This window comes from Dulcicalothrix desertica PCC 7102, assembly GCF_003991905.1.
GTDB classification, from domain to species: domain Bacteria; phylum Cyanobacteriota; class Cyanobacteriia; order Cyanobacteriales; family Nostocaceae; genus Dulcicalothrix; species Dulcicalothrix desertica.
In genome coordinates this window covers 106,625-123,004 of the sequence record NZ_RSCL01000004.1, presented here as the reverse complement: position 1 = coordinate 123,004, position 16,380 = coordinate 106,625, and the positions used below count along the sequence as shown (strand labels likewise).

Genomic DNA, 16,380 nt, shown 5'->3' with positions numbered 1-16,380 from the left:
TCTTATCCAAGCAGTCCTTATTTTATGGAAGCACTAAAGTGCTTATTACCGCAAACAGTGGTTGGAATTGTCATTGTTTCTCACAGCAAGCAACTCGCTCTTGGTGTGCGGGAACTAGCAGCACAGATGGTTCAAGGTCAAGTTCCCCTGGCAGTTGCTGGTGGAGTAGACGATGCTCTTAACCCGCTTGGTACTGATGTCATGCAAGTGCATCAAGCTATTGAGACCGTTTACAGCGATGCTGGTGTTATTGTTCTAATGGATATGGGTAGCGCTCTGATGAGTGCGGAAATGGCGCTAGAGTTTTTATTACCAGAGCAACGCAATAACATTCGTCTTTGTGAAGCTCCCCTTGTTGAAGGCGCCGTCGCTGCTGTTGTTTGTGCTGCTGCTGGTGGTAGCATCGAACAAGTTTTGGCTGAAGCACGCGGCGCCTTAGCTGCTAAAGCTTCACAGTTGGGTATTAACGTACCTACAACACAGCAACCAGAGCATATCGAAGAACCCTCAGAAATATATTTCAAAGAAGAATATACAAAAGAGATACATATAGCCGTCAGTAACCGTATGGGGCTACATGCTCGTCCTGCGGCACAATTCGTTGCTACATCTTCGCGTTTTGAAGCCCAAATTAAAGTTAAAAATTTAACTAAAAATACTGGTTATGTACGCGCAGATAGTATTAACCAAGTGGCAATGTTAGGGGTACGTCATGGGCATGAGTTAGCAATTTCTGCTACAGGCGCCGATGCTGATGCGGCAATAGCTGCTTTACAAGCTTTGGTAGAGAATAACTTTGGTGAAGGTGATACTCCACTTCATGAGTCACAAATTCACGCGACTCCTGATGAAACATTTATATCAACAGCGGCACCAACGCTTCGAGGTATTCCCGCATCTCCTGGTGTTGCTATTGCTCCTAGTCTTCGCTATGCAATGGCGCCTTTAGTTCGCCATCAACTTCCAAGCGTTCAGTCACAGCAATACTATATAGATAACCCAGATAGAGAATGGGAATTTTTACAAAAAGCTCTTAGTGATGCAGCAACTGAAATAGAAGTACTACTATCCCAGACATCAACCCAAATAGGTGATACAGAAGCGGCAATATTCGACGCGCACTTATTATTTTTAAACGACCCAGTTATTTTAGAAGCACTACACCACTATATATATGTTCGACATATTAATGCTGCTTCGGCATGGCAAGCTGTAGTTGAAGAACTTACCAATCAATATCGTACTCATTACGACTCTTACTTACGCTCGCGCGCTGCTGATGTTATTGATGTAGGACAACGAGTATTAAGATTATTATTAGGAACTGCAGCAGCACATCTCAATTTAACCGAACCATCTATTTTAATTGCTACAGACCTGACTCCTTCAGATACCGCTCAGTTAGATACGAGCAAAGTTTTAGGTATTTGTACGACAGCAGGTAGTGCTACATCGCACACAGCAATTATTGCCCGTAGTCTAGGAATTCCGGCAGTTGTAGGTGTTCCCGAAGGTATATTAAGAGTAGCAGATGGTACAATAGTCGCGCTCAACGGTGGTACAGGAAACGTATGGGTAGAACCGAGTGTAGATATTATTACAGCTATTGAAGCGCAACGTTCTGCATGGCAAAGCTCAGAGCAGAGAGCATTTCGCAACGCTCATAAAAATGCCATAACTACAGATGGGCGCCGGATTGTTGTATATGCGAATATTGGAGGAGTCGCAGACGCTAAAGTCGCAATAAGCATGGGAGCAGAAGGTGTTGGGTTACTGCGTACAGAATTTTTATATCTTGAACGCAAAACACCACCTAGCGAAGAAGAACAGCTAAAAGTTTATCAAGGTATCACCCAAGTACTTGAATCACGTCCTTTAATAATCCGTACCTTCGATATTGGAGGTGATAAACCAGTACCGTATTTAAACTTACCATCAGAAAACAACCCATTTTTAGGATGGCGGGGAATAAGATTTTGTTTAGATAGAACAGAATTATTCAAAACTCAATTACGGGCAATATTGCGCGCGAGTGCTGAAGGTAATATAAAAGTAATGTTTCCAATGATTGCCACCGTTGGAGAACTAAAAGCCGCAAAAGCCATTTTACTAGAAGTGCAACAAGAACTACAACAAAAAGAAATTCCCTTCAACGATAAAATCAAAGTCGGAATAATGATAGAAGTACCATCAGCAGTTGCAATAGCTGACCAACTGGCGCCAATTGTTGATTTTTTCAGCATTGGTACTAACGACCTAAGTCAATATGTTATGGCTTGCGACCGTACCAACCCGCAAGTCGCAAGTTTAGCCGATGCACTCCATCCAGCAGTACTAAGAATGGTACAACAAGCAGTAAAAGCAGCGCACAAAGCCGGAATTGCTGTTAGCTTATGTGGTGAACTTGGCTCAGACCCAATAGCAACACCTATATTAATAGGACTAGGATTAGACGACGTAAGCTTAAATCCTCAAGCTATTCCTCGCTGTAAAAAAGCAATCACCCAATTAAGCTTTATTGAAGCAGAAACCATTGCCTCCGAAGCACTTAAACAAGAATCAGCAGCAAAAGTCCGCGAACTACTTAGAACATTTAAATACTCGTAGCACAGGCCGAAAAGCCTGTGCATTACATGTGATTTTATTGACCACAGAGACACCGGACTTAAGAAACTCTTTTCTCTCCGCGCTAATACAAGTAAAAATACAAAGTTGGTTACAATGTACTTCACTTTGACACAAAATATTGTATATTGTTATTCTGCTCATTCCGGTTTGAATGCTGCTCGAAACATCGGATTAAAAGCAATATTACGACATAGAACTAACGCGGTCTTTGCTACGCACATGAATGTACTGCGGAAAGCCTAGTTTAGTAATAGATTGGGTATGCAATGAATCTAGAACGGTATGCAACGACCACATTCATTGTATCAGGCACAGGGTAGTCTGCCTGTAAAATTCCTACCATACTACGTACCATGTGGTTGAGTCTAAGACTCGCTTGCTACTGGTTACGACTACAGAGGAGTTTTGCGAAGTGAACAGCAAAAAACGAGTTTTTCTTACGATTTACTACGCTTTGTTGACTACTCATGAGCAACGACGAGTCAACGTCGATTTTCCTATATGGGTAATCGAAGCATTAGACAAAGAAGCTGCACGCATTGGTGTTACACGACAATCAATTATAAAAGTATGGATTGCCGAGCGTCTTGAACAGCATAAGCCTGCTGCCTAGCTTGTGGGGTGTACATATTTGCTTGCCCCTAGGTTTAGAACGGGCAAGGATGCCCATTCCACAAGATAATATCCACAAGATAATATCTACAAGATAATTATTGGTGTGCCATATTACTAGGAACTACAGTCCAACCTGCTTTTAATAACTTTTGGAAAGTTGCCAAACCTTTAGAACTGCCTGGTAAAGCATGGTCAGGCGCAGCAAATTGTGGAAATGTTGTATACGGGCGCCATCCATGACTTGTTTCAGTTTGCAAATGCAATATTTTTTCACTATCTTCGCCATCTCGTGATAACCAGCACATACGTCCTTGCATGGCAAACTCCTTGATATGAATTTAACGCAGAATTTTGATTTAATTGAAATGATATTTAAACACCACTGGTGAACTGAAGAATTAGCTGACTAACCAACCAATTATATTCATATAATATTATCTACGTTTTATATATATGTGTGTAGTTACAATTACGATTTTTCAGTTTCAAAATGAAGAAATTATAATAAAAATAAACCCGAATACATTTGGTGTAAACCGGGTTTATATAAAGTTAAAAACTCTTATTTAAGTTGGTTTAAAGTATTAGTAGCAAGTTTCGCAAGTTGCTGTGAACCTTGCTTTTGAAATAAATCTGCTGCGCGTTGTAAATCGGCAATGGCGCCTTGTTTATTTCCTAATGTTGCACGTGCATTTCCTCTGTTATTATATGCAGCGGCAAAATTTGGATTTATACGAATAGCTTCATCATAATCAGCAATGGCGCCGTTTGTATCACCTTGGGCTGCACGAGCATTTCCCCGATTGTTATAAGCTACTGAATATTGAGGATTTAGTTCAATAGCTTTATTGTAATCGGCAAGAGCACTGTTTCTATCTCCTAATGCTGCACGCGCGTTACCTCTGTTATTATAAGCATCGGCATAATTAGGATTAATCCGAATCGCTTCGTTGTAATCTGAAATTGCAGCGTTATTATCACCGAGCGATGCACGAACATTACCTCGGTAGTTATAAGCTTGAGCATCGTTTGGATTAATTTGTAGCGCTTGATTATAATCTGCTATGGCACCTTGTTTATCACCCGAATCAAACTTAGCTAAACCACGACTATTATAAGCGGCGCCGTATTTCGGATTGAGTTTAATTGCTTGATTATAAGCTGCTATGGCGCCGCGTAAATCACCTTTGCTTTGTCGTTGCAATCCAATTGCAAAGAAGTCAGCAGGTTTCGTTGGCTTGGCTGGTGCATTTTTTGGTGAAGTAACTCCTATTTCTGTTACTAACACATCATTATTACTTTGTTGGCTACAAGATGTGATTGTAGTAACGACTAATACTGTCAGGATAACTACAATACCTGTTTTGCTTGCCCTTGATGACTTTCGCTTAAACAACCACAAGTTCATATGTCGGTATAAAGAATAAGTAGATTATCCCGAATAGTTACAAAGAGTATAAATACTTAATATCCTTGGTATTAATGTTGGTTGACTTTAGAGGCATTATCGAATTTTAGTTCTATTTACATTTGATTTAAATAAATATACTATAAATATTTAAACAAATTTTCTTTAATTTATGAGTGTTTAATTTTACATTGAAAACATATTATTAAAAATCATCTTCATTTTTTTTAGGATTTAATCGTAAACTGGCGATTGTTTCGATATCAACATTTAATTGTTCAAGATTTTCACCCAAATTTTTTTGTATCTCTTTCGTAAGAGTTATAGGAAAGTCTATTTCTATACCTTGTTCAACTAACTTGACTAGTTCTCCAAGTGGTACTTTGACTGTTGTACGTTCGTAACTGCTTAATTTAAAATCTGAAGTTTCTGTTATATTTTGCGCTTGCATTGCCTTTTTGAGACGTTCTTGCAAATGCTCATACTCTGAATTTAAAATTTTATACTGGTCTTCAATTTGCTTGTATCTTGTTGTTAAAGACACAATATCATCTGTTTGAGGGTCAGGACTTACTTCTTCATTTAACTCTAATAATGCTTGGTGAATCTGAGCTAAATAAATACAATCAAGAATAGCATACTCTATTTGGTCATCGCTTAAAGGGCGCCTTCCCCAGTCACTAGTTTGCAGTTCTTTATCAATGTCGTCAAAATTACATAGTTCACGAGCTAAAGTTTGTAATTTATAATCGCGTAACGGCAATATATGATAAGGAATTTTTTTCGCCATCTCTAGCGTGCAGGTAACATTCTTCGCTTTTTTGCTACTGCCAAGATATTTTAAGTCATAGTTTGCATTATGGAATACTTTTTCGATATTCTCGTTTATCATAATGCTGCTAATAAAATCTTTCACCGCATCAGGTTGTTCGAGTACGTCCAAAATAAATATTCTCTCACCACTCATATCATTAGGGTCATCAAGAACCTGAATCAATGATAATTTAGGAGTTTTTGTTCTAAAATCTGCAACTTCAGTATCTAACCACAGAATTTCGGCTTTCGTGCATTCTGTAATAAATTTACGGATTTCTGATAGAGAATCTAAGTATGGCATTTGGATTATGTCTCAAGCTGGATAAATTTATGGAAAAACTATAGTAACTCTAGACAAAGATTAAATTTTAATTAACAAAACAGCGAATATCGACTTAAATCATACGTTACTTTGTCGAGTGCCACTGACTATGATGGCACGTTAGCCACTGATGGTCACGTTCATGATGCTACTAAGGATGCTCTGAAGCGTCTACGTACTTCTGGTAGAAAATTGATTTTGCTAAATAATCTAAAATTATGTCCAGGTGCTGCATAAAACCCTGTATATCGCTTGTTCGCTTGACCGAGTTATCTAATCAAACAGGCGCCTCCCCGTTGAGTTATCTTATCCAACTCAACTTATAGATATAATAGTACATAAGTTTTTAACATCCGACACGGTGGCGCCGTTACCCAAAGTGAGATTTTATGACACCACAACAAGTTGCTTCTACACCTCAAAAGTTAGTCAGTGATAGTCAAGACTTAGTAAAAGATTCAGGCGCCGAAGTGTGGCAACCCCCGATGCCACCAACTGATTTAATATTTGATGATGGAGAACCCTTGGAAAGCAGTCGTCACCGTGTCGCCATAAATACGTTAATTAGTTCTATCAGGCATCACTTTGTACAAAGAAACGACTATTTTGTTGGTGGCAACATGTTTGTTTACTATAGTAGTCAACAAGTCAAGAACAAAGATTTTAAAGGCCCCGACTTTTTTGTAGTGCAAGATGTCCCACCAGACCCAGCACGTTTAGGTTGGGTAGTGTGGGAAGAAAACGGACGTTATCCAGATGTAATTATCGAGTTACTTTCTGACACAACAGAAGTTGCAGACTTTGGAACTAAAAAAGACCTGTACGAAAAAGTATTTAAAACCAAAGATTATTTTGTTTTCCATCCCTATAAAGCCAACTCATTACAAGGATGGCGCCTGGATAGTTACAAAGGTTATCAACCTATTGAAGAAAATCCCTCCGGGTGGGTATGGTGCGAGACTTTAAAGCTTTGGTTAGGAACCTGGCAAGGAGTAATTGAAGATGATGATGCAGTTTGGCTAAGGTTTTACGACGAGTCCGGAAATCTGGTGTTGCTACCACAGGAAGCGGAACGGCAACGTGCGGATACTGAACGGCAACGTGCAGATGCTGAACGGCAAACAAAGTTAAACGCAGCACTTCAGTTGTTACAAATGGGGATGAGTGTAGAGCAAGTTGCTCAGATTCTATCGCTGACTGTAGAAGAGGTGCAGCAGATGAGTAGTAGCTAGTTAATATTACAAACATTTTGTAGAGACGTAACATGTTACGTCTCTACATTTTTTGTCTGTGAATTCTCGTGGTTTCTTTGGTAAAAAATATGACTGCACAGGCAGGATGCCTGTGCCACAATTGTTATGATGCTCTATAGTTGTGGGGGCATTACAACTTTTTTGGCTAGACCTAAACTTTTTAAGGCTTTAATACTCCACCAGGTAACGTCTATTTCCCACCAACGGAACCCTGCTTTTGCGACGTTTGGATAAGCGTGGTGGTTGTTGTGCCATCCTTCACCGTATGTTAATACTGATACCCACCATAAGTTACGTGCGTTATCGTCGGCATCAAAAGTGCGATAACCCCAGGTGTGTGTTGCTGAGTTTACAAACCAAGTTGAGTGCCATAATACGACGGCTCTTACAAATACTCCGTAAATTACGAAAGACCAACCACCGATTAAATATAGTGCTAATGTTAAAGGAATTTGTAATAACAAGAAATTACGGTCAAGCCAGTGATAGAAAGGTTGACGTGCTAAGTCCGGCGCCGCTTTAGTATAAATTTCACGGCTAAAAAATTCTGGACGTGGGTAGAATAGCCACATCATGTGACTCCACCAGAATCCTTTTTTTGCGGAATATGGGTCTTTATCTACGTCTTCTGTATGAGCATGGTGTAAACGGTGACCACTTACCCAGAACATTGGCCCACCTTGTAGTGCTAAGGCGCCGATGGTCGCGATTATATATTCTAACCACTTGGGTACTTGAAAGCTTCGATGGGTTAATAGTCGGTGATATCCCAAACAAATACCAATACTGCCAAACAACCAGTGTAGAAATATTGCTGTGAATAGTGCTGGCCAAGAGAAGAACCAAGGAGCTAGTAATGCTAGTCCGTGAAATGAGGCGAAGAATAATACGTATGTAATACTTGGCGTGGCAGATTTCCCATCTTGTAGGACGGTGGGAGATGATGTTGTTGTCATAAAATTCTTTTGGTAGGTTATGTAGCAAATTACTCTCGAATTTCTGCGTTTTGGGCTACAGTGGAGATGTGCAAGTGCTACTTACATTTTCATACTAACAATGCTTTGAGATTTTTGCAAGTGCTACTTGCATAACTTTGGGAAGATTTTTGTAATAAGCACTTAAGTGCTTACAACGAGCGAATTTATTTACAATATGAGAATTTATGATGTCCCAAACTAGTTCTACCCGTCAGCGGCTTGTGCAAGCAGCACTTGAATTGTTTGTTGATCAGGGAGTTACGAATACTACGACTCGGCAAATTGCTGAGTTAGCAGAAGTCAATGAGGTAACGCTATTTCGGCAGTTTGGGAATAAACACGGGCTGGTTTTAGCGTTAATTGAAGAGTCAGGCGCCTTTGAAAGTTTGGGAGAATCGCTTGTACTGCTTACAAGTCCTTCTGAGGATACTTACCAAGTTCTAAGGGAATATGTAGATAAAGTGTTACTTGCATTGGAGCGTGTACCAGAGTTGATACGGTCATTGGTGGGAGAAGCAAGTCAATACCCAATTGAAAATCGTCGCGCGTTAGGACATGGTTTAGCGCAGGTGAATCAAACTATGGGGCAATATTTAGCTAGTGTAATCGAGCAAGAAAATTTAACTACAAATTTATCATCAGAAACTATTGCTTGTTTGCTTAATGTAGTTATTTTGGGATATGCCGTTACAAAATTCACTATTACAACTGAGCAAAGTGAACTTTGGGAGCGAGACACATTTATAGATAATGCGGTAAATCTATTTTTAAACGGCGCCATGTCCAAATCAACTACTTCTGTTAATAGTGTTTCCATGAGTATTGTTAAGACTAGCTCAACTGGAGCTATGAGTAGAGAAGTCGCGGACTTACCAGCAAACTTAGTCCACCAAATTTTACAGCAAGCCAAAAAAACAGGATTACAAGATTATGCTTTGGCATATGTACTATTCGCAGCAGGTTTATCTGTTGATGAAATAATCAGCTTGCAACGTACACACGAAATCTATGATACCCAAGCTCATATACTCCAAATCATTACTCACGAATCTACCCGTCAAGTACCTGTTAATCAATGGATAATGGGTAAACGCTACGGTTCGTATAATAATAATCCTTTAACTAAATGGCTCAAAAGTCGTAAAGATAATGAAACTGTAATGTTTTTAAATGAAACTGGGGCGCCTGCATCACAATTAGATATACAACAACGCTGGGAAAAATGGACGCAAGATATTTTAACACCCGAAGGGGCGCCATTAATTAATCAAGCACAGCAAACTTGGCGTATTGAAATGTTAATGCGGGGTATGAGTTTAGAAAATTTGAGTATTTTAACAGGTTGTACTATTACACAATTACAACCACTCGCACGCAGGGCAAAAGAAAAAGCTGCCATCGAACAAGCTACCCGTCTCGACCAAAAATAGGCAACACTGGCAACGGATAAAACGGATGTAACGGATAATTTGCTCATACTATCCGTTACATCCGTTACATCCGTTGCAAACTTTTTATTGTTGATATGACTTGTTGTGCGACTGTATCAATTTCTTCTGCGGTATTAAATCTACCAATACCAAAGCGAATTGATGCATAAGCTAACTTTTCTGAGTGTCCTAATGCTGTGAGAACATGAGAAGGTGCCGTTGTTGTTGATGAACATGCTGAACCTGAAGATACTGCCATTATAGATTGCAGTCCTAAAAGTAATGCGGCGCCATCTACTCCTTCAATACTTATATTGAGGTTGCCTGGTAATCTTTGGGTGGGATGTCCGTTTAAATGAATACCTTCTATTTTTGATAATGGTTCCCATAATTTATTACGTAATTGGGTGAGGCGCCTATTTTCTTGTTTTTGTTCAGCTAGGGCTATTTCTACGGCTTTCCCAAATCCTACTATTTGTGGTGTATATAAAGTACCACTACGCATTCCTCGTTCGTGTCCACCACCGTGTTGCTGTGCTGCTAGTTTAACGCGAGGGTTGCGGCGCCGGACATATAAGGCGCCGATTCCTTTGGGTCCGTAGACTTTGTGTGCTGTTAATGACATTAAGTCTATTTGGAATGTTTGGACGTTAAGGGGTATTTTACCAATTGCTTGGGCGGCGTCGGTATGGAAGATAATATCGTGTTCGTGACAGATTTTGCCTATTTCTGCTAATGGTTGAATGACACCTATTTCATTATTTGCTGCCATTACTGAGACTAATATTGTGTCGGGTCGTATGGCTTTTTCTAGTTCGTCTAAGTTAATTAGTCCGTCTTTTTGAACTGGTAATATGGTAATTTCAAATCCAAGTGTTTCTAAATATTTACAAGGGTCTAGTACTGCGTTGTGTTCTGTGGCAACTGTTATAATATGTTGCCCTTTTTGGAAGTAAGCTTCGGATACTCCTTTGATTGCTAAATTGTTTGCTTCGGTGGCGCCGCTTGTAAAGATTATTTCTTCTGGTGATGCGTTTATTGCTTTGGCTAATATGCTGCGGGTTTGTTTTACTGCTGCTTCTGCTTCCCATCCATATTGATGGTTGATGCTTGATGGGTTGCCGAAGTGTTCGGTGAAGTAGGGTATCATGGCGTCTACTACACGTTTGTCTACGGGCGTTGTGGCGTGGTTGTCTAGGTAGATAGGGCGGTGCATTTTAGGTTGTTGTGGGGGCGAGTTTACACAGGGCGGGTTTACAAATATTTTAAAACTGAATTGGAATCTTGGTTAACCCGCCCTTACTATATACTTACTTTTTGGTAACTACTTTACTTTGATTGGTGTTTACTTTTATTATCGGTTTCGGCTATCTCAAGAGAGAGTATTACGAGGATTGTATGGGAACCGTCGCAATTATTTATTTTTCAGGTAGTGGTCATACACATTTGATGGCGGAAGCTGTTGCTCTTGGCGCCAATCAAGTTAGTGGTACAACTGTTGAGTTGTTAAGAATTACTGGTGAACAAATTCAAGAAGGTCGCTGGAAAGATGATGCGATGATAGCGAAGTTAAATGGCGCCGATGCTATTATATTTGGCTCTCCGACTTATATGGGGGGTGTGGCAGCACAATTTAAAGCTTTTGTTGATGCGGCAAGTTCAATTTGGTTTCAACAAGGTTGGAAAGATAAACTCGCTGCAGGTTTTACACATTCGAGTTCGCCAAGTGGTGATAAACAAAGCACTTTATTATATATGTCAATTAACGCTGCACAACATAGTATGACGTGGATTAATCCTGGGGAATTATCTAGTTTTCTCTTAGGTAAAGATGATGGTATTAACCGCTTAGGTTCCTATATGGGAGTAATGGGACAAAGCGCATTAGATATGAGTGGTAAACCTGCCGAACTCGACCCAGGTGATAGGTTAACAGCACACAAACTTGGAACGCGCGTAGCCAATATGGTACAACGATTTAAAAAATAATTATTAATGGGTAGTAGTGAGCTACCCATACTTAATTAGCCTTAAATATTTAATTCAAGGAGAATGAGCTTTGTTTAGAACTATTGTGGTTGTATTGCAACTTAAATGTGTCTTGATTACGCAGCAACTAGAGATTGCTTAAAAGTTCCTGTTTGTGTATCCATTACCCAAATATCTCCTTCCACACCATAAATTTGCACCTCGTAATCACAAATTAACATTTTCGAGGCTAATTCAGGCAAACCTTTAATATATCTGATTGAACCATCTAAGTTAAAAAGCAGTAACTCTGATTCCGTAAGTACTAAAGTAGCTGTATTAACTACTTGAATTTGTAAAATATTTGTTAACACGGGTAAGCTAACAAGAATATGTCCTGTATTTAAATTAATAGCTGCTAGACGCTGGTCAATTCCAATCCAAATTTGTTGATTTGCTGATATTACAATAATCGGCTCAATTAAATCGCTTCTCCAACTTAAACCATAACAACCAAATTCTTTACCCAAATCAATTAATGAAAATCGACGTGCATCTTCATCAAAAAGGATTTGTCTAGCTATATCGATTTTCTTAAATTGAGATTGTTCAATATTGTGGATTTTCATTGCTACTCCTGATTGGATATTTTAGGAATTATCGTACTAACTTCGGGTATGCTTAGTAAATCGCCAGCAGGATAGAAGTATGCTATTTCAATCACTCCTTTTACGTCATTGCCTGAAACTTCAACTTGTTTAATAATTGTAATTCCATATTCGTTAATTTTCCGTTTAATTTCTGAAGTACTCAAACCAGATTCAAAAATTTGCATTAAACGTTCTTGTCCATTATTACTCTCATCAATTCCTAACTTGCTTAAGTCTTGTAAGTTTTGTCTTGACCTAGCTTCATTGCTGGGACTTGAGGCGACGCGCCCAAAAAAGTAATCAAATTTACTTTCTTTAATTGTAAACCCCTTTCCTTGAATCATTGTAGCAAGCACCTAATTGATGGTGCGTTACGGCATTATATTATTGCTTCTTTTTCAGCTATTATATGCCGTAACGCACCCTACGTTGAAAATCCTTGGTTAATCCTTCCACGACAGGAGAATAAAAATTCCTGTTATTAAGCCAAAACCAACTAAACCTAGAATACCACCAAATATACTGTAAGCATTACCCAAAAAATACTGTACAGCTTTATAAGCACCAATTCCAACAGCACCGCTAACGCTACTTACTAATACCCACCAATATGCGCGTCTCACATATTGTAGTAACACTAACCACTGGAATATTCCAACTGCAAAACTCGGTATAATTATCATTTCACCTTTGGCGCCATATCCAGTCAACACACTCAATATTCCTTCAATTGTAAATCCTAATATTGTCACTAGCATCCACCATTTATATTTATAGTCATGCTGATGCAATACTAGACTTTGTGCTGCTCCTACTAATATTCCTGTTATCAAACCAAATATGGCGCCACCAGATATATACCCAATAGTTACATTTTTAGTAATGGCGCCAACCATAAATTCTGTTGCAAAGCCAATAATAAAACCAATTAAACCACCAATCATTACACCTGTAATAGTTGCCAATACCCAAGATAGTAAAAAGTTAATTTCAAACTTTCCCCATTTTATTGACAAAGATGGCTTAACAGAGTTGGGTAATTCTATATATGGCGCCTGCTGCGATGTTAATATTTTTAATATTGAATCCGTATCTGGACGTTGCATAGGCACTTCGTCCATCATCGTATCGAGTAAGTCTAATAATTTTGGTGATATTTGTGATGCATAATGGCGCCAAGTTTTTTCATTTGAACTTGGTTCGTAAATATGAAGGTGTTTACTAGGGTCTTTACCTGTAACAAGGAAAGCAAAAACACGCGCAACGGCAAAAATATCAGATTGTGGAACAACATTACCATACAACTGTTCAGGTGGTGTGTAAGCAATAATTGCTTTATAAATTACCTTTTCAGATTGTATATGAGGTTGACCAAAACCAATTAATCCCAAATTGTCATCATCGGCTTTAACTATAAAGTTTGATGGATTGATACGCAAATGTAGTAAATTATGATTATGAAGGTGTTGAATAATATTTACAGCTTGCTGTAACCACTTAACTGCTAGCTGTTCGTTTATATGGTTATTATCTGACTGCGCTAAATATTCATATAAATTTAAACCTTCGATTTTCTGCATTATCAAACAATGTAACCGAACAGCTTTATCGCGTGGTAAATAAATAAAATAATCGTTTGCCTCAACTTTTGGAATGCCAGGATAATCTATAACTTTGAGTGCTGTTGCTGTTTTCTCAAACGACTCAACAACTTGAGGTTTGTCAACAGTCAAGACCTGCAAAACCTTACATATATCACTACCAACTTCTTTGACTTCATATGTATCACCAGAAATACAGCTATCAAGTTGCCTCAATACCCGGTAACGTCCAGCAAGTAGCAGTTCCGAACCGCAGTTCGCACAAAAGCGATTAGAATCAGAATTTTGCGGTTTATCACAATTCGGGTTAATACACAAATTCATAATAGTGTTGAGTGCTGAGTACTGAGTTCTGAGTGCTGAGTTAGTTTAGGGTAATATTTCTACTACAGTACCTTGCTGCACGACTTCGTATAATTCATCAACATCCTTGTTTTTTAGCGAGGGACATCCCAAAGTCCAGTTTTGCCGTTTATCAATAATTCCGTCACTACCTAGAGGAACACCGTGAATTCCAACTTCTCCACCAACAGGCAAAAACCAATCAAATTCTCCTTCTGACTTTGCAAGTAAGTGTTTTTTCCAAGATTCCCTGTTTGGGTAGTCCAACCACATAAACTTTGACCATTGTGGATGCGGGTACAAGTCTTTAATTTTAAGTAATCCTTCGGGAGTGCGATTATCTCCTGCGTGTAATTTATCTCCCATAGGATTGGCGCCAAACACCACTGGATAAGATTTAATAGGTACTTGGTTATAGTAAAGCGTCAAACGGGACTTTGATTTTTCAATCAAAATTGAAGTTTTGCTCTTATCTATCGAAGAGTTAATTAGCTCCTTCAAGGGTTTATCCACATTCAGTAATTCATACCCTCGAAAAGGTGTATGAACAAACGACTGCGAAACACAACCGTTTATACATAACATTCCTGGAATCTCAGTAATTGGAATGACGTAACCAAACCTCGACAACAGTAAATATAATAAGGGAACCGGAGAAAAAGCTAGGATAACACGAAGTATAAAACTTTTCGCAAAGTAATTTTCCACAGTTTTTGGTAATAAATATTACCATATCAACTCACACTTACTCGTATTTTAGCGTTTGCCGTTCCAGTATGACAGTTATTGTGGAATGGGCATCCTTGCCCGTTCCATATACACACCCCTATAGAGGCGGGCAAGGATGCCCGCTCCACAAGAAGAAAAATTTTGTAATCTCACAAGATAAACTTTGCAATATATTTAATTTATTAACTAATGACTAACGACATGCGACGCGACTTTGCTAACCGCGAAGAGTTGGCGACATACTTAAAAGAACAATTTCCTGAAGCAGCAGAACGCGATGACCATATTAGTCCAATCATTGGCGGGCGCCAAGCAGCAGTGGCAGCACTTCAAAAAGTTGACCCAGTTAAATACGCAAAATCACGCAACTTCTTAACAGGCGCCGTTACTCGTTTGTCTCCTTACATTCGCTACGGTGTATTAGGCTTACGCGAAGCCAGAGACTTTGCCTTTAGTAAAATTCGCAACCAAGACGAAGCAGCTAAATTTGTCAACGAACTAGGTTGGCGTGACTACTGGCAAAGACTTTACATGAAACTTGGTGACGGTATCTGGAAAGACCAAGAAGAATATAAAACCGGATATAGCGCTTCGGAATACGCCACAGAATTACCCCAAGACATCCGCGAAGGAACAACAGGACTAGTTTGTATAGATAGTTTTAGTCGCGACCTCCGAGAAATTGGCTACCTACATAACCATATGCGAATGTGGTTAGCTGCCTATATCGTTCACTGGCGCCGAATTCGCTGGCAAGAAGGCACAAAATGGTTTCTCGAACACCTATTAGACGGTGACCCAGCTTCTAACAACATGTCATGGCAATGGGTAGCAAGCACCTTCAGCCATAAACCCTACTTCTTCAACCGCGAAAACCTAGAACGCTACACCGAAGGAGTCTATTGTAAAAAATGCCCACTCTACGGAAAATGTGACTTTGAAGGCAGCTACGAAAAACTAGAAGCCAAACTATTCCCCAAAGGTGAATTTGTCCAAAAAGACAACAGTCAAAGCTGGCAAAAAGGCAAACGCAAACGCTAAACCTAAAATCAACTTCTTGTGGAACAGGCATCCCTGCCTGTTCTTCAAAAAATTATCTCAAATCGAAAATTTGTAAAAATACGAATAAATTAAGAGATTGGAAATTATATTAAACCCTAGATAACCATTGTGGATTATTCTCTATAGCCTCATTTAATAAATTGTGATATGTAATCAAAAACTCTTCAACGTGATGCGGTTTAGTGTCAATTTCCCCTGCAAGATATTCATAACCGCCACTAGCATACCCGTTCAACTTTTCTATAGCTTCATCACTAAGTTGAGTTCTTGTAGCTGTATCTATAAACTTTTTAAAAAGGTTACTAACTTCATCCCTCTCTGTGATATGTATTCCTCTTTTAAATAATTCTGCTCTAATCAGCAAACCAATAATCAAAGTTTGATGAGAAGCATAATCTTTTACAAAATAATCTACAAATTCGGAACCGTCTTTCGTATTATTATATTTACCTGTTGCTAACCCTAACATTAAGCAAAAATAATAGATATCGAACTTAGTATCAATTGGTTGTTTATGCATAATATTGGAAAACCAACTTTCTGCATCTTGACGTAATCTAAAAAATCTAGACATTTTTA

At 38.9% G+C, this 16,380-nt stretch carries 17 protein-coding genes; 7 read left to right on the top strand and 10 right to left on the bottom strand.

Going from position 1 to position 16,380, the window contains the following annotated elements; translation table 11 throughout:
* The first annotated feature begins 57 nt into the window (after positions 1–57).
* Positions 58–2,607 carry a phosphoenolpyruvate--protein phosphotransferase gene (gene ptsP, locus DSM106972_RS09755; protein WP_127080806.1) on the top strand — a complete coding sequence of 850 codons (2,550 nt, stop codon included), beginning with the start codon at positions 58–60 and terminating at the stop codon, positions 2,605–2,607.
* A gap of 433 nt (positions 2,608–3,040) precedes the next feature.
* Positions 3,041–3,241 (top strand): type II toxin-antitoxin system BrnA family antitoxin, encoded by a 201-nt coding sequence (brnA, locus tag DSM106972_RS09750; RefSeq protein ID WP_233787714.1) that lies wholly within the window; start codon positions 3,041–3,043, stop codon positions 3,239–3,241.
* Between the two features lie 97 nt (positions 3,242–3,338).
* On the opposite strand, the gene DSM106972_RS09745 is transcribed toward brnA, so the two are convergent.
* The 3 genes from DSM106972_RS09745 to DSM106972_RS09735 all read right to left on the bottom strand — a co-directional run bounded on the left by DSM106972_RS09745 (position 3,339) and on the right by DSM106972_RS09735 (position 5,768).
* The gene (locus DSM106972_RS09745; RefSeq protein WP_127080527.1) at positions 3,339–3,560 is read right to left on the bottom strand and encodes a hypothetical protein; all 222 of its coding nucleotides are present in this window, start codon (positions 3,558–3,560) and stop codon (positions 3,339–3,341) included.
* 245 nt (positions 3,561–3,805) lie between these two features.
* Positions 3,806–4,651: a tetratricopeptide repeat protein gene (locus tag DSM106972_RS09740; protein ID WP_127080526.1), complete on the bottom strand. Its 846-nt coding sequence runs from the start codon at positions 4,649–4,651 to the stop codon at positions 3,806–3,808.
* A gap of 205 nt (positions 4,652–4,856) precedes the next feature.
* The gene (locus DSM106972_RS09735; RefSeq protein ID WP_127080525.1) at positions 4,857–5,768 is read right to left on the bottom strand and encodes a ribonuclease D; all 912 of its coding nucleotides are present in this window, start codon (positions 5,766–5,768) and stop codon (positions 4,857–4,859) included.
* 111 nt (positions 5,769–5,879) lie between these two features.
* Here DSM106972_RS09735 and DSM106972_RS51310 point away from each other — a divergent pair, with 111 nt between their 5' ends.
* Positions 5,880–6,026, top strand: coding sequence for a hypothetical protein (locus DSM106972_RS51310; protein ID WP_158632799.1), 147 nt, complete (start codon positions 5,880–5,882; stop codon positions 6,024–6,026).
* Positions 6,027–6,178: 152 nt separating this feature from the next.
* Positions 6,179–7,021: a Uma2 family endonuclease gene (locus DSM106972_RS09730; RefSeq protein WP_127080524.1), complete on the top strand. Its 843-nt coding sequence runs from the start codon at positions 6,179–6,181 to the stop codon at positions 7,019–7,021.
* A 134-nt stretch (positions 7,022–7,155) separates the two neighbouring features.
* Here DSM106972_RS09730 and DSM106972_RS09725 read toward each other — a convergent pair whose 3' ends face one another.
* Positions 7,156–7,998, bottom strand: coding sequence for an acyl-CoA desaturase (locus tag DSM106972_RS09725; RefSeq protein WP_127080523.1), 843 nt, complete (start codon positions 7,996–7,998; stop codon positions 7,156–7,158).
* Between the two features lie 206 nt (positions 7,999–8,204).
* Here DSM106972_RS09725 and DSM106972_RS09720 point away from each other — a divergent pair, with 206 nt between their 5' ends.
* Complete coding sequence (locus tag DSM106972_RS09720) at positions 8,205–9,449, top strand: TetR family transcriptional regulator (RefSeq protein ID WP_170213566.1); 1,245 nt, start codon at positions 8,205–8,207, stop codon at positions 9,447–9,449.
* A 64-nt stretch (positions 9,450–9,513) separates the two neighbouring features.
* Here DSM106972_RS09720 and DSM106972_RS09715 read toward each other — a convergent pair whose 3' ends face one another.
* Positions 9,514–10,665 carry an IscS subfamily cysteine desulfurase gene (locus tag DSM106972_RS09715; protein WP_127080522.1) on the bottom strand — a complete coding sequence of 384 codons (1,152 nt, stop codon included), beginning with the start codon at positions 10,663–10,665 and terminating at the stop codon, positions 9,514–9,516.
* Positions 10,666–10,847: 182 nt separating this feature from the next.
* Between DSM106972_RS09715 and DSM106972_RS09710 the strand changes: the two genes are divergently transcribed.
* A complete protein-coding gene (locus DSM106972_RS09710) occupies positions 10,848–11,438 on the top strand; it encodes a flavodoxin family protein (protein ID WP_127080521.1) in 591 nt (196 codons plus the stop codon).
* A 116-nt stretch (positions 11,439–11,554) separates the two neighbouring features.
* Here the strand turns inward: DSM106972_RS09710 and DSM106972_RS09705 are convergent, their stop codons facing one another.
* The 4 genes from DSM106972_RS09705 to DSM106972_RS09690 form a co-directional block, all read right to left on the bottom strand.
* Positions 11,555–12,046 (bottom strand): hypothetical protein, encoded by a 492-nt coding sequence (locus tag DSM106972_RS09705; protein WP_127080520.1) that lies wholly within the window; start codon positions 12,044–12,046, stop codon positions 11,555–11,557.
* 2 nt (positions 12,047–12,048) lie between these two features.
* Positions 12,049–12,411, bottom strand: a complete 363-nt coding sequence (locus DSM106972_RS09700; protein WP_127080519.1) for a hypothetical protein — start codon at positions 12,409–12,411, stop codon at positions 12,049–12,051.
* Between the two features lie 99 nt (positions 12,412–12,510).
* On the bottom strand, positions 12,511–13,992 hold the full coding sequence (locus DSM106972_RS09695; RefSeq protein ID WP_127080518.1) for a protein kinase domain-containing protein: 1,482 nt from the start codon (positions 13,990–13,992) through the stop codon (positions 12,511–12,513).
* A gap of 45 nt (positions 13,993–14,037) precedes the next feature.
* Entirely contained in the window at positions 14,038–14,718 is a 681-nt protein-coding gene (locus DSM106972_RS09690; protein ID WP_233787713.1) for a L,D-transpeptidase family protein, read from the bottom strand.
* 210 nt (positions 14,719–14,928) lie between these two features.
* On the opposite strand from DSM106972_RS09690, the gene DSM106972_RS09685 reads away from it, so the two are divergent.
* The gene (locus tag DSM106972_RS09685; protein WP_127080517.1) at positions 14,929–15,780 is read left to right on the top strand and encodes an FAD-binding domain-containing protein; all 852 of its coding nucleotides are present in this window, start codon (positions 14,929–14,931) and stop codon (positions 15,778–15,780) included.
* Positions 15,781–15,889: 109 nt separating this feature from the next.
* Here the strand turns inward: DSM106972_RS09685 and DSM106972_RS09680 are convergent, their stop codons facing one another.
* A complete protein-coding gene (locus DSM106972_RS09680) occupies positions 15,890–16,375 on the bottom strand; it encodes a hypothetical protein (protein WP_127080516.1) in 486 nt (161 codons plus the stop codon).
* Between the last annotated feature and the right edge of the window lie 5 nt (positions 16,376–16,380).